The sequence below is a fragment of the Stenotrophomonas tumulicola genome (assembly GCF_014117215.1).
GTDB classification, from domain to species: domain Bacteria; phylum Pseudomonadota; class Gammaproteobacteria; order Xanthomonadales; family Xanthomonadaceae; genus Stenotrophomonas; species Stenotrophomonas tumulicola.
In genome coordinates this window covers 53,001-65,117 of record NZ_JACGXS010000008.1, presented here as the reverse complement: position 1 = coordinate 65,117, position 12,117 = coordinate 53,001, and the positions used below count along the sequence as shown (strand labels likewise).

The following is a 12,117-nucleotide window of genomic DNA, read 5'->3' as shown; positions in this document are numbered from 1 at the left end:
GCAGGCGCCCCTCAGGAGAATGCCCAGATGCGACTCGGCCTGGCCGCCAATCGGCTCCATCACCAGGACAGCAGTGCCGCACTGTTCCGCTGGCTACGTGCCTGCGCAGGCGGCATCGGCGAGCTGCAGCTGTCGCTGCATGCCGTAGGCCGCACGTTCGATGCGATCGTGCGGCATGGCGGCGTGCATGGCGACGCGACGATCATGCGTTATCCGAACGGTCGCGAGGGCGGTTTGATGAAGCTGGTCGCCGAAGTCGTCGGCATGGGCGCTGAACGGACATTGGATGGGGCCATCTACCTGATCGATCCGGTGGACCCCTCCTCGATATTTCCCGAAGCGATCGCGCTCAAGCGCCAATGCGTCATCCACGGCAAGCCCTTCATCTCCACCGTCGCCAGCGCGCGCGACTGGGTGGAGATGGAACGCATGCATGCCGGGTTGCCGGCCGACCCGGGTGCCGATGCGCTGCACGCGTTCGAACGGCAGACGCTTGCCCTGATCGCCCATGACGCGATGAAGCCGGCCATGCTCGCCTTCGCCGATGAACATTTCGACGTGCTTTCGCGCTTCGCTGCCCGCGTGGCCACCGGCACCACGGGACAACGTTTGAATGAGCTGGCGTGGAGCCGCGGCTGGCCCGCCGACACACCGTGGGCGACGCGTTACCAGAGCGGCCCCATGGGCGGGGACGCGCAGATCGCCGACCTGGTGCTGGAAGGGCGCTGCCAGCGCGCCATCTTCTTTGAAGACCCGCATGTCGCGCGCCAGCATGAAGCGGACATCCAGCTGCTGGAGCGGGCAGTCACCACCGTGACCGACCAGGCCGTGTGCATGACCGCCCCGCGCGTAGCGGCACGCTGGGCAACGGCAGCCGCACGACGCGCAAGGTAGCGCCGGGCCATGCCCGGCGAGCGCAACAGCAAAAACAACAACAAAAACAACAGCAACAGCCGCAGCTCCGTTGCGTAGTGGGACGGACGGCCTGGTCATCCATTCCGATCAGGGATGGCAGTACCAGACGCTTCCCTTCCGGCGAAAACTCGAACAGCAGCTCGTTTCCCAGAGGATGTCGCGCAAGGGAAATTGCCTCGACAACGCTGCCATGGAGAGCTTCTTTGCCACGTTAAAGTGCGAGATGTTTCACCAAAACCGCTTCGTCGACGTGGGGCATCTGCGTCGCGAGATTGTTCAGTACATCGACTACTACAACAACGAGCGGATCACGCTGAAGCTGCAAGGAATGAGCCCCGTCCAGTATCGGGCGAAGTTCGCACGTAGCCAGGCGGCCTAGGCGCCGGCCGGTGTGCTCACGCAGGACCGAAGTAGCGGCGCCCAAGCCGCAGTGCGATGTGCACCAGGGCGATCAGCACGGGCACCTCGACCAGCGGGCCGATGACCGCAGCGAAGGCGACGGGCGACGCAAGGCCGAACGCGGCGATCGCCACAGCGATGGCCAGCTCGAAGTTGTTGCCGGCGGCAGTGAAGGCAATGGCCGTGGTACGCGGGTAGTCCTTAGCAATCAACTTGCCCATGAAAAAGCTGAGCATGAACTGGACCAGAAAGTAGATCGTCAACGGGATGGCGATACGCACGACATCCATCGGGATCCGCAATACGTCACCGCCTTTTAGGCTGAACATCGCCACGATGGTGAACAGCAGCGCCGCAAGGGTGATCGGGCTGATTGCAGGCAAGAAACGCCGCTCATACCAGTCCTGGCCCTTGGCTTTCCTGAGCGCTCGACTGGTGATGAATCCAGCGGCGAATGGGATGCCCAGATAGATCAGGACGGCCTCGGCAATTGTCCAAAAGCCCACGTGGATGACGCTGCCATCCAGGCCAAACAGCGGAGGTACGAACGTCAGGAAAAACCACGCATAGACGCTGAAAAAGGCAATCTGGAAAATGGAGTTGAAGGCGACCAGACCGGCAACGTACTGGCCATCACCCCGCGCTAGCTGATTCCACACCAGTACCATGGCGATGCAGCGTGCCAGCCCGATCAGGATCAGGCCCGTCATGTATTCGGGCGAGTCGCGCAGGAACAGCACAGCCAGGGCGAACATCAGGACCGGGCCAATAATCCAGTTCTGCACCAGTGATAGCGCCAGCACCGCCCTGTCCTGGAACACCAGCCTTAGCTCTTCGTACTTCACCTTGGCCAGCGGCGGATACATCATCAAGATCAGGCCGATGGCGATGGGGACATTGGTCGTTCCCACCGACATGGAATTGAGCCAGGCGGGCAGTCCCTCGAAGGCGCTCCCGAGCGCCACGCCCAGCGCCATGGCGGCGAAGATCCACAGGGTCAGGTAGCGATCAAGAAATGCGAGCCGAGCTGGCTTCGTGTTGGCCATGGTGTCGGTCTCGATCAGCAGCTGCGGTCAGGGCCGCACTGGGCCTCGCCGGCACAGCAATTTTCAGTCAGGTAACGCAGCAGGCCGTTCATCGCATCGAAGTCGGCGCGGTAGCAGATTGTTCGGCCTCGCTGCTCTGAGGCGATCAGTCCTGCGCTGGCCAGTTCCTTGAGGTGGAACGAAAGCGTCGGCCCTGGAAGGGAAAGCTCCTGCGCGATCTCGCCGGCAAGCTTGCCGGTGCGGCCGGCCTGGACCAGCAGGCGGAAGATGGCCAGGCGGGAGCTGTGGCCAAGGGCCGCCAGGGCTTGGGTTGCGATTGAATGTTCCATGATTCTAGAATAGTGAAACAGAATCGCCAGGACAAGCCCGTGTCGGAAATCCCCATGCTCGATGGACCTGCAGCTCACAGACCTGCACTCGCGGATCTGGACCGGCCGCAGCCTTCCCAACATCGGCCACGCATCCTCATTCTCTACGGCTCGCTCAGGCCGCAGTCCTTCAGCCGCAAGCTCGCCTTGGAGGCGCAGCGCCTGTTGGAGCACTTCGGCGCAGAGACCCGTCTGTATGACCCGCAGGGCCTGCCGATGGTCGATTCCGTACCGGCGGACCATCCCAAGGTCCAGGAGCTGCGCCAGGCCTCTCTGTGGTCCGAGGGGCAGGTATGGATCAGTCCAGAGCGCCACAGCACGCTCACCGCGGTCTTCAAGAATCAGATCGACTGGCTCCCGCTCGAAGATGCCGGCGTGCGCCCGACGCAGGGCCGCACCCTGGCGGTCATGCAGGTCAGCGGCGGATCCCAGTCCTTCAACGTGGTCAACGCCCTGCGCCTGCTGGGACGCTGGATGCGCATGGTCACGATCCCGAATCAGTCTTCAGTGCCCAAGGCCTGGCAGGAGTTCGATGAGAACGGGCGCATGAAGCCCTCGGCCTACTACGACCGCGTGGTGGACGTAATGGAGGAGCTGATGAAATTCACCTTGCTGGTCAGAGACCGCAGCGACTACTTGGTCGACCGGTATAGCGAGCGCAAGGACACGCTAGCTGCAGCAGCATTGGCGGCCGCATCGGGCGCCGTAGAAGCACAGACTGAGGAATCGACAGCATGAAGGCCACGATCTATCACAACCCGGGTTGCGGCACTTCCCGGAATACCCTCGCGCTGATTCGCCACGCCGGCATCGAGCCGGTCGTGATCGATTACTTGGCCAAGCCACCAACGCGGGAGCGCCTGATCGAGCTGATTAAGCGTGCAGGCCTGACGGTTCGCGAAGCAATCCGGATCAAGGGCACGCCGTACGTGGAGCTTGGCTTGAGCGACCCGTCACTCAGTGACGACCAGTTGCTCGACGCGATGTTGCGCGAGCCGATCCTGATCAATCGGCCTTTCGTTGAGACAGACATGGGCGTGCGGCTATCGCGTCCCTCTGAGGTCGTGCTTGAGATCCTGCCGCCCTTGGCCAGCGACTTCCAGAAAGAAGACGGCGAAGTAGTGGCCGCCCACCGCCCGGGTAACTAGGCGCTCGGCCAGGACGCTGGGTCGGCTATGAATTCGTCTGCTTGGCGAATGCTGCCGATCGAGACACCGTGCTTCAACGGCTCGATTACTTCGGCAACGGTCAGCGAGGTGGAGAAAGCGTTTCGCTTCGTCAGGACCATCGCTTCCCGGATTCTGCCGATGCGCGACTGATCGGGATCCGGTCGGCGTTCCTCGTTCCGCAGCAGCTCCATCTGCAGGCCAGCACGCTGCGCCATTCGCTGCCGGTGGAAGTCCACCAGGTCGAATTCAATGGCCTGAATCAGGGCGTCGTTACGGGTCATCCGATAATGGGATTGCTGCTGCAACGGCTCCATCATAGCGACCTAGCCGTTTCGGACACTATTCTGTGAAAAGGCCTGGCGAGGCGCGGAGAGCGACCTGGCCAGGCCAACAAGGGCAATCAACGTCCAAGAATCGGGGGTCAGTTCACAACGGCGCGGGGATAAGGTGGAATGCGCGGGCAGTTGCTTTGACCCGGCACGCCGGGTCAAAGCAACTGCCGCAGCATCGCCTTCAGCCGGCGGCCTTCCAGATGGAAGTAGTCGCGCTGTTCGCGCCAAGCCGGGAAACGCTGCTCCACTTCATGCCAGAACGCTGGCGAGTGATTGGCCTGCAGCAGATGGCACAACTCGTGCACCAGCACATATTCGAATGCTGCCGGATGGCCCAGCACCAGTGCCAGGTCCAGCGCCATGCTGCCATCCGGTGCCAGCGACCCCCACTGCGAGGACATCACCTTGAGGCGGATGCGGGTCGGTGCGCGCGGCAACCCGGGCAGATAGCGCGGCAACCACTGCCCCAGGTCGGCGCGGGTCTGCGCTTCATAGAACTCCCGCAACAGCCGCTGCAGCATGGCCGGCGTACCACGTGCCGGCCATTGCACGCAGGCGCCCTGTGCATCGATGTCCAGCTTTGCGTAACGCCCTTCCTGCCAATGCAATGGCAACAGCTCTCCGCGCAACGGCAGCTGGCCCGGCTCGCCCGGCACCAGCGGGGCCGGCATGCGGTCGGAACGGTAGTGCCGCAGCTGCTGCGCAAGCCAGCCACGGTGCTGCTCCAGGAAACGTTCGCCCATCGACAGGCTGGCCCGCAGGGGCAACGTCAGGCGGGCGCCGCGCTCGTCCACGCTCAACTTGATCCGGCGCGCACGTGGATCGCGCACGCGCAGCACCTCGATCTCCGCGTCATCCAGGCGCAGGCGCACGGTATCGCGCTGCATGGCCGGTGGCGGCGACGGGGACAACAGGCGGCGGAGCGTGCGGCTCATGGGACCAGCATACGCCGCAGGACGCCCCTGGATGTCAGGGCATCCCGCGGCAACCTGTTCAGTCTGCCTTGCTGAGCTTGAACGCCTCTTCCAGCAGCAGGAACAGGCGACGGATCTCGCCACTCTGCAGCACGAATCGCGCGTCCAGTTCGGCACGGCGGCCGTCGTCGTCGGCATGTTCCAGCTGGTCCAGCGCGCCATCGAGGAACTTCAGCTTGCGCACGATCAGGTCGTCGCCGATCACGAAGGACAGGTTGTCTTCGAACACCAGGGCCAGCTTGGTGACCTGCTTGCCCGCGTCCAGGTGCTTGTCGATCTCGTCGCAACGCAGTTCCTGGTGCTGGCACTTGACCACCGCGCCGCCTTCCACCGGGTCCTTCATTTCGCACTCTTCGCCCAGGCTGAGCCCGGTCGGCAGCGGTTCACCGGCGATCCAGCCGGTCAGGATCGAACGCGGTGCCACCTCGGCATTCAACGGCATCGCCGGGAAGCTGCCCAACAGGCCGCGGATGTCGGACATGAAGTACTCGGCGGTCTTGCGGCTGGAACAATCCACCGCCACGTAGCCATGCTTCAGGTCCAGGAAGGCATCGTTGCGCGAGTTCTTCACGAAGGCGCGCGGCAGCAGTTCATGCAGCAGGTCGTCCTTGATGCGCTTGCGCTCGCGACCACCGGGACGACGGCCTTCGTTGGATTCGATTTCCTCCAGCTTGCGCTCGAGCAGGTCGTTGACCACGGCGCCGGGCAACAGCTTGTCCTCACCGCCGACGGTCAGCCACAGGTGTTCACCGATACGGTGCGAGAACTGCTCCTTCTCCTCGCGGCCAAAGGGTGAGATGAATCCACGCGAGTTCATTTCCAGCGGACCGACCGGCTTGAGCAGGGCGTTCGGCAGCAGTGTGTCCACTTCGGAAAAGTCGGTGGCGGTCGGGAAACGGAAGAAGGTCAGGTTGCGAAAGAACATGGAATTCCGGAGGCAGGAAGGGAAGGACCAGGGGGCGTCGCGGCATCGCAGCGCCCCAGTGAAAGAAAGTCGAACAGGCCGGGGTCGGCCAGTTGGGAAGGTTCGATGTTGGCCATGGCGCGCGCGATCTGGTCGATGCGCCCAGGATGCTCGCGCTCCCACTGTTCCAGCATCCGGCCGACCTGGCGACGCTGCAGGTTCTGCTGGCTGCCGCACAGGGTGCATGGAATGATCGGGAACCGACGCAGGTTGGCGTAGGCGATGATGTCATGCTCGCGCACATGCGCCAGTGGCCGGATCACCACGTGCTGGCCGTCGTCGCTGCGCAGCTTGGGCGGCATGCCCGACAGCTTGGCATGGTGGAACATGTTCATGAACAACGTGGCGACCATGTCGTCGCGGTGGTGGCCCAGTGCGATCTTCGAAAAACCGTGGATCCGGGCATGGTGGTACAGCGCGCCCCGCCGCAGCCGCGAGCACAGTGAACACATCGTGCCGCCTTCCGGAATCACCCGACGGACCACCGAATAGGTGTCCTGTTCGATGACCTGGTAGGCCACGCCCCGCGCTGCCAGGTACTCCGGCAGCACGTGCGCCGGAAAGCCCGGCTGTTTCTGGTCCAGGTTGACCGCCACCAGTTCGAAAGGCACCGGCGCCTTCTTCTGCAGCTGCAGCAGCACGTCCAGCAGGGTATGGCTGTCCTTGCCACCGGACAGGCAGACCATGACCTTGTCGCCGGCTTCGATCATGCCGTACTCGACGATGGCCTGGCCGACCTGGCGCCGCAGGCGCCGGCCAAGCATCGCCTGTGCGCGGGCACCGTCGCTGCGCGCGCCGGCGGCACGGGGAAGCGGATCGGGCAAGGGAAGGGGGGCACGCATCCGTCCATTCTACCGGCTGCGGATCGGCCTTCCGTGCCTGTTCGTGCGGCAGTTCTCCCGACGGTCATCGCGCCTGTGTATGCTCGACGCGTGGATACCTGGACCCCCTCCGAAATCACCGAACGGCTGGCTTCGCTGCGCGCGGAACATCGCGCGCTGGACGCGCGCATCACCCACATGGCCGCCAACGGCGAAGACGACCTGGAGTCCAAGCGCCTGAAGCGGCGCCGGCTGCAGTTGAAAGACTGCATCGCCAAGCTGGAAAGCCTGCAGATCCCCGACGAACCGGCCTGAGGCTGGCGGACGTCGGTAGCGCCGGGCCGCGCCCGGCGAGCGCAGCGGCGGCTGCCATGGGACACCGCCGGGCATGGCCCGGCGCTACCCTCAATCCTGCGGGGCAGCCTCTTCAGGCCTGGCCGCTTCCGGGCTGACCCGCTCGATGGTGTGGCGCAGCTCGCGGCCGAGGATGAACTTGGCGTCCTTGGCCCATGCATCCAGGCGATCGTCGAACAACAGCTTGCTGTTCTCGTCCGGCCATACCAGGCGCAGCTCGCGCAGCTTCTGGATGAAACCGCGGAACAGGGTGCGGTCGAAGAACTCCGGCGCGGCCGGCGCATAGAGCAGGCTCAGGCGTTGCGCGGCCTGTTGGCACAGGCTTTCCAGTTCTGCTGCCCCCAACGTGCCGGGACCGTTCTTCACCAGCACGGAAATGGCGATGTAATAACGTTCGAACGCCTGCTGCAACGAGTGGCCGATCGCACGCAGGCGGAACACCTCGTCGGTCTGCCCGGTGTTGCGTGCCAGCGCCCCCCCCTCGTCGTCGCCGACCTGCTGCAGCAGGCCTTCGCGGATGAATACGTCGATGGTCTGTTCGATGCGCACCGCGAACTCGTCCTCGCTCCATGGCAGGAACAGTTCGGCCTGCAGGAACGGATACACGATACGGCCAAGGCGGACCAGGCCGGCACGGCCCATGCGGCGATTGTTCTGGAAACAGCACGCCACCCACGACGACGCGGTGAACAGGTGCAGTACGTTGTTGCGGAAGTAGCTCAGCAGCACCGCGGTGTCGCCACTGACGCTGAGCACGTCGCCCAGCGGGTGGCGGACGCGGGTGAGGACGTTGATTTCCTCGGCGTGGGCAATGATCCGCTCCGGCGAATGCGGGGTAACGGTGACGCGGTCGGAATACGGCATTTCCTCCAGCAGCATCTTGCACAGCTGGATCTGCGCGATCAGGTCCGATTCGCCCATCGCATGCTTGGGCGTGGACAGCAGCGCCAGCGCCAGCAGGTTGATCGGGTTGACGTCCGCCGCGCCGTTGATGCGCACCTGGATGCGTTCGGCCAGGGTATCCACCGTGGTCGCCAGCCAGGCCGGCTTTTCATCTTCAGGTACCGCGCTGCCGTCCCATTCGGGCGCCTTCTCGGCCAGCACGTCGTTCAGCGCGATGGGTTCGCCGAAGTTCACCACCACCTGGCCGAAATTCTGCTTGAGCACCTTGGGGATGCCCCACAACAACGACCAGATCGACTCCTTTTCCTTCGGCCGGCCGGTCAGTTCATCCAGGTAACTCCCCCCTTCCATCAGCTTTTCGTAGCCGATGTAGATGGGCTGGAACAGCACAGGCTTGCGGGGTTGGCGCAGGAACGCGCGCAACGTCATCGAAATCATGCCGCCCTTTGGCTGCAGCAACCGTCCGGTACGCGAGCGGCCGCCTTCGACGAAGTACTCGATCGAATAGCCACCGGCCACCAGCTGCGCCACGTACTCGCTCAATACCGCCGAGTACAGCGCGTTGCCACGGATCGAGCGGCGGATGAAGAAGGCACCGCCCTTGCGCAACAGGGTGCCGACCACCGGAAGATTCAGGTTGATGCCGGCCACGATGTGCGGCGGGACGATGCCGCGGTCATACAGCAGGTAGGACAGCAGCAGGTAGTCCATGTGGCTGCGGTGGCTGGGTACGTACACCACTTCGTGGCCCGGCGCGGCCTCCTTGAACTTGTCCAGGTGGTGCACCAGCACGCCGGCGTAGATGCGGTTCCAGACATGGCTGAGCATGAAACTGGCCGAACGCACCACGGGGCTGGAATAGTCGGCCGCGATCTCCCAGGCATAGGCGTGCGCCTTCTTCCAGGCGTCGGCCGGCTTGCTGTTGTCGCGCCGGGCCTGGGCAGCAATGGCTTCACGCACCGGTTCGGCCTGCAGCACCTGGTCGACCAGCAGGCGGCGCGTGGACAGGTCCGGGCCGATCACCGATTCGCGGATGCGGCGGAAATGCGTGCGCAGCACGCGCTGCAGCTTGCGCACCGTCCGCTCCGGCTCCAGGCCTTCATCGACGGTGGCGCGCAACGAGATAGGCGGTGCGAAGCGTACGATCGTGCTGCGGCCGTTCAACAACACCGCCAGCAGGCGCCGGAAGCGGCCGACCAGCGCCCAGTTTTCCGAGAACAGCACGGCGAACCAGCCGCTCTGCTTGTCCGGCGCGCGGCCGACGAAGATCGAGACCGGTACCAGGTGCACGTCCAGCTCGTCGCGCACGCGGTGGGCCTGCAGCACCTTGGCCAGCGAATCGGAATGGGTCTTGGCGCCGCGTTGCTCGGGGATGATCGAGTTGCTGGAACTACGCCGCGACAGCGCCACGTATGCACGCTTGCGCCCGGTGGGGTCGCCGGCCAGGGGCACCAGCGGCGAGGGCAACCCGGCTTCACGGCAGGCCTTGTCCAGGATCAGCGCGTTGGACAGTCCATAGTCCTCCAGCACATAGATGACCGGCCGGCCATCGTTGTACTGGCCGGGATCCTTCGGCTCGATATCCAGCCCCAGCCAGGGTTCGAACAGTCGCCCAAGCAGCCGGGCCCACCAGGGACGGCGCCCACCCGCAGCGCGCGCGGCAGCGGCCGGCGGTCGGGAACCGTCGGTCGTCGTCGGGGACCCCTGCGCCTGGTCGGCACTGGGGGGCTCGGGTTGTTCGCCGGGAAACGGCAGCGGATTCTGTTTCGACATCGGCGCCATTATGGCTTAGCCGGGACGGTTGCATCTTCCCCGCTGTCGGCGGGGGCATCCGGCAGGGAGGGAGATCCAGCCTGCGCGGCCTCGGCATGGCGCAGCAACGCATCGGTGTCGGCCAGGGTGCGGGTGAGGTACCAATGCCCTTCGCGCCGGGTCAACGGAATCTGCAGGGTGATGACCTTGCCCGCCAGCGGATACTCCAGGCGCACCAGCGCATTGTCGCCCTGTTGCGACAACAGCTCGCCGGCAATGCCGCGCATGGAGGCGTCCAGGTCGAGCCCATAGCTGGCCAGCACCGCCTTCATGCTGCCGATGAACGGCCCAAGCCGGCGCAGGCTTTCCTCCAGGCCGGCCTGTTGCAGCTGGGCGTCGTCACTGAAGCCGGTCGCGCGGGCCGCGGCGGTGAGCACGCCGATGCTGGCCCGTGCGCGGGCGCGATCGCTGATTGGCGCGTCGGCCGCCCACGCTGCCAGGGTCTCCACGACCTGGATGTAATGCGCTTGCTGGCTGGCGGTGTAGCTGTCCTGGTGGCGCAGGTATTGCACGCCGAACAGCCCCATCGATTGCGCGGCCTGGCGTACGGCAGTGGTCTGGCCGGCCAGTTGCCGGTCGAAACTGCGCTGCAGCTGCTGGCTGCCATCGGCTGCCGACAGCGCCTGCAGCATCGGCAGCAACTGGTCATGCAGGGGCAGTTCGGTCAACGGCCAGCGACTGTGGCCCTGGGCCCAGGCCTGCTGCAGCCGCGTGTACTGGCCCGCGGGCACCGACAACTTCGCATAGGCGACCAGATCGTTGTCGGCCATCGCCCGCGCCATCGCCTGCACGGCGGCTACCGGCTCGGCCGCCGGCGCTTCCGGATCCGGCATGTCGCGGCGGCAGGCAGCGAGCGACAGCAGCATCACTGCGGCGCAGGCCCACGCTTGGCGCGGCGCGCGCCGTTTCGTTTTCGCCATGGTTGTGCGGACTCCCCAGACCGGCCTGCATCTTGACGGGTCAATGTTGGCGGCAGCAAGACAGGAGCGCGAATGCCCCGCCTTTGTCGTTGCAAACCATTGAATCACAAAGAATCACAGAATGAGCAGCGCATCTTCCACAGCGCTGGTGTCAGAAAATCAGAAAGTCAGGCAATGCCCAAGACGACTGTAGGTTGGTTCTTGACCGATCAATGATCGTGAAATTCATCACATTTTTGTTGCCGCCACTGGAATTGAGATGCAGTGGCCGGCACGCCGTCGGCCCCATGGAGATCGATCATGCAGGCCTGTCCATCCCTTGCCTTGGCCACCATTCTGGCCACCCTATGCAGTACCGCCGTCCATGCCGCCCCCGCGAGCGATCCGCCGCCGGTTCACCCTACCATCGTCGGTGGGACCGACGTCCCCGATGGGAAGTACCCCTTCCTGGTGAGCCTGCAGCACCGCGGGGCCGGCAGTCCGTTGAAAAACCATTTCTGCGGCGGCACGCTGATCTCTCCGTCGTGGGTGCTCACCGCCGCCCATTGCGTCGACAACCAGCCCGGCCGTTACGCCGTGCGGACCGGGCAGACCCGACTGAATGACGGCAGCGGACAATCGATCAACGTGGCGGAAGTCCATATCCACCCCCGTTATGCATCCTCCGACAAAGCCGATGCGGCACTACTCCGCCTGGCCGAACCTGTGCAAGGCATCAGGCCGATCCGCCTGGCGCGCAGCGAGGGTGCCGGATACGAACAGGGGGGACGCCTGTTGACCGTGGCAGGCTGGGGCGCGCCGCGTGAAGGAGGCACCGGCCCGGCCCGGATGCAGGAAGTGCAGGTGCCTTTCATCACCACTGCCGAGTGCCGACGCCAGTACGCCGGGCGGTTCACGGTCCACCCGCAACTGGAGATGTGTGCCAGTCGCGCGGGCAAGGATTCCTGCCAGGGCGATTCCGGTGGCCCCCTGTTCATTGCCGCGGCGGACGGCGGCTGGTTCCAGCTGGGCGTGGTCAGCTGGGGAGCCGGTTGCGCGCGCGAGGGGTCGCCGGGCGTCTACGCGCGGCTGGCGGCAGCGGAGATAGATGACTTCATCCACCGCGTGTGGGACGGCAGGTGACCTGCCCCAGCACGCCCG

13 protein-coding genes and 1 pseudogene are annotated in these 12,117 nt (G+C 64.9%); 6 read left to right on the top strand and 8 right to left on the bottom strand.

Annotation, left to right across the window (positions count from 1 at the left end; genetic code table 11):
- Positions 1-27 precede the first annotated feature (27 nt).
- Together H4O11_RS14450 and H4O11_RS19270 are read left to right on the top strand one after the other, a co-directional pair.
- Complete coding sequence (locus tag H4O11_RS14450; protein ID WP_182340131.1) at positions 28-894, top strand: methylglyoxal synthase; 867 nt, start codon at positions 28-30, stop codon at positions 892-894.
- A 94-nt stretch (positions 895-988) separates the two neighbouring features.
- Positions 989-1,294, top strand: a pseudogene (locus H4O11_RS19270) (transposase); the annotation flags it as partial.
- A gap of 16 nt (positions 1,295-1,310) precedes the next feature.
- Here the strand turns inward: H4O11_RS19270 and arsB are convergent.
- On the bottom strand, positions 1,311-2,360 hold the full coding sequence (arsB, locus tag H4O11_RS14440) for an ACR3 family arsenite efflux transporter (RefSeq protein WP_182340130.1): 1,050 nt from the start codon (positions 2,358-2,360) through the stop codon (positions 1,311-1,313).
- 14 nt (positions 2,361-2,374) lie between these two features.
- A complete protein-coding gene (locus H4O11_RS14435; RefSeq protein WP_182340129.1) occupies positions 2,375-2,689 on the bottom strand; it encodes an ArsR/SmtB family transcription factor in 315 nt (104 codons plus the stop codon).
- A gap of 54 nt (positions 2,690-2,743) precedes the next feature.
- On the opposite strand from H4O11_RS14435, the gene arsH reads away from it, so the two are divergent.
- Entirely contained in the window at positions 2,744-3,466 is a 723-nt protein-coding gene (gene arsH, locus H4O11_RS14430; RefSeq protein ID WP_182340212.1) for an arsenical resistance protein ArsH, read from the top strand.
- Positions 3,463-3,876, top strand: coding sequence for an arsenate reductase (glutaredoxin) (arsC, locus tag H4O11_RS14425; protein ID WP_182340128.1), 414 nt, complete (start codon positions 3,463-3,465; stop codon positions 3,874-3,876). The genes arsH and arsC overlap by 4 nt, the downstream gene beginning before the upstream one ends.
- Here arsC and H4O11_RS14420 read toward each other — a convergent pair.
- The 4 genes from H4O11_RS14420 to ttcA form a co-directional block, all read right to left on the bottom strand.
- Complete coding sequence (locus H4O11_RS14420; protein WP_182340127.1) at positions 3,873-4,214, bottom strand: hypothetical protein; 342 nt, start codon at positions 4,212-4,214, stop codon at positions 3,873-3,875. The genes arsC and H4O11_RS14420 overlap by 4 nt on opposite strands.
- Before the next feature lie 170 nt (positions 4,215-4,384).
- Positions 4,385-5,164, bottom strand: coding sequence for a M48 family metallopeptidase (locus H4O11_RS14415; protein WP_182340126.1), 780 nt, complete (start codon positions 5,162-5,164; stop codon positions 4,385-4,387).
- Between the two features lie 58 nt (positions 5,165-5,222).
- Positions 5,223-6,128 (bottom strand): recombination-associated protein RdgC, encoded by a 906-nt coding sequence (locus tag H4O11_RS14410; RefSeq protein WP_182340125.1) that lies wholly within the window; start codon positions 6,126-6,128, stop codon positions 5,223-5,225.
- Entirely contained in the window at positions 6,110-7,009 is a 900-nt protein-coding gene (gene ttcA / locus H4O11_RS14405) for a tRNA 2-thiocytidine(32) synthetase TtcA (protein ID WP_182340124.1), read from the bottom strand. The genes H4O11_RS14410 and ttcA overlap by 19 nt, the downstream gene beginning before the upstream one ends.
- 90 nt (positions 7,010-7,099) lie before the next feature.
- Here ttcA and H4O11_RS14400 point away from each other — a divergent pair, with 90 nt between their 5' ends.
- Positions 7,100-7,303 (top strand): DUF465 domain-containing protein, encoded by a 204-nt coding sequence (locus H4O11_RS14400; RefSeq protein ID WP_182340123.1) that lies wholly within the window; start codon positions 7,100-7,102, stop codon positions 7,301-7,303.
- A gap of 90 nt (positions 7,304-7,393) precedes the next feature.
- Here H4O11_RS14400 and plsB read toward each other — a convergent pair whose 3' ends face one another.
- Both plsB and H4O11_RS14390 read right to left on the bottom strand, forming a co-directional pair.
- Positions 7,394-10,027: a glycerol-3-phosphate 1-O-acyltransferase PlsB gene (plsB, locus tag H4O11_RS14395; protein WP_182340122.1), complete on the bottom strand. Its 2,634-nt coding sequence runs from the start codon at positions 10,025-10,027 to the stop codon at positions 7,394-7,396.
- Positions 10,027-10,977: a hypothetical protein gene (locus tag H4O11_RS14390; protein ID WP_182340121.1), complete on the bottom strand. Its 951-nt coding sequence runs from the start codon at positions 10,975-10,977 to the stop codon at positions 10,027-10,029. The genes plsB and H4O11_RS14390 overlap by 1 nt, the downstream gene beginning before the upstream one ends.
- A 300-nt stretch (positions 10,978-11,277) precedes the next feature.
- On the opposite strand from H4O11_RS14390, the gene H4O11_RS14385 reads away from it, so the two are divergent.
- On the top strand, positions 11,278-12,099 hold the full coding sequence (locus tag H4O11_RS14385; protein ID WP_281367598.1) for a serine protease: 822 nt from the start codon (positions 11,278-11,280) through the stop codon (positions 12,097-12,099).
- The last annotated feature ends 18 nt before the right edge of the window (positions 12,100-12,117 follow it).

Excerpts from the sequence above, each read along its gene's own strand:
- H4O11_RS14435 (WP_182340129.1), bottom strand. The coding sequence starts at position 2,689 with ATGGAACATTCAATCGCAACCCAAGCCCTGGCGGCCCTTGGCCACAGC.
- H4O11_RS14415 (WP_182340126.1), bottom strand. The coding sequence starts at position 5,164 with ATGAGCCGCACGCTCCGCCGCCTGTTGTCCCCGTCGCCGCCACCGGCC.
- arsC (WP_182340128.1), top strand. The coding sequence starts at position 3,463 with ATGAAGGCCACGATCTATCACAACCCGGGTTGCGGCACTTCCCGGAAT.
- arsB (WP_182340130.1), bottom strand. The coding sequence starts at position 2,360 with ATGGCCAACACGAAGCCAGCTCGGCTCGCATTTCTTGATCGCTACCTG.
- H4O11_RS14385 (WP_281367598.1), top strand. The coding sequence starts at position 11,278 with ATGCAGGCCTGTCCATCCCTTGCCTTGGCCACCATTCTGGCCACCCTA.
- H4O11_RS14420 (WP_182340127.1), bottom strand. The coding sequence starts at position 4,214 with ATGATGGAGCCGTTGCAGCAGCAATCCCATTATCGGATGACCCGTAAC.
- ttcA (WP_182340124.1), bottom strand. The coding sequence starts at position 7,009 with ATGCGTGCCCCCCTTCCCTTGCCCGATCCGCTTCCCCGTGCCGCCGGC.
- arsH (WP_182340212.1), top strand. The coding sequence starts at position 2,744 with ATGCTCGATGGACCTGCAGCTCACAGACCTGCACTCGCGGATCTGGAC.
- H4O11_RS14450 (WP_182340131.1), top strand. The coding sequence starts at position 28 with ATGCGACTCGGCCTGGCCGCCAATCGGCTCCATCACCAGGACAGCAGT.
- H4O11_RS14390 (WP_182340121.1), bottom strand. The coding sequence starts at position 10,977 with ATGGCGAAAACGAAACGGCGCGCGCCGCGCCAAGCGTGGGCCTGCGCC.
- plsB (WP_182340122.1), bottom strand. The coding sequence starts at position 10,027 with ATGGCGCCGATGTCGAAACAGAATCCGCTGCCGTTTCCCGGCGAACAA.
- H4O11_RS14410 (WP_182340125.1), bottom strand. The coding sequence starts at position 6,128 with ATGTTCTTTCGCAACCTGACCTTCTTCCGTTTCCCGACCGCCACCGAC.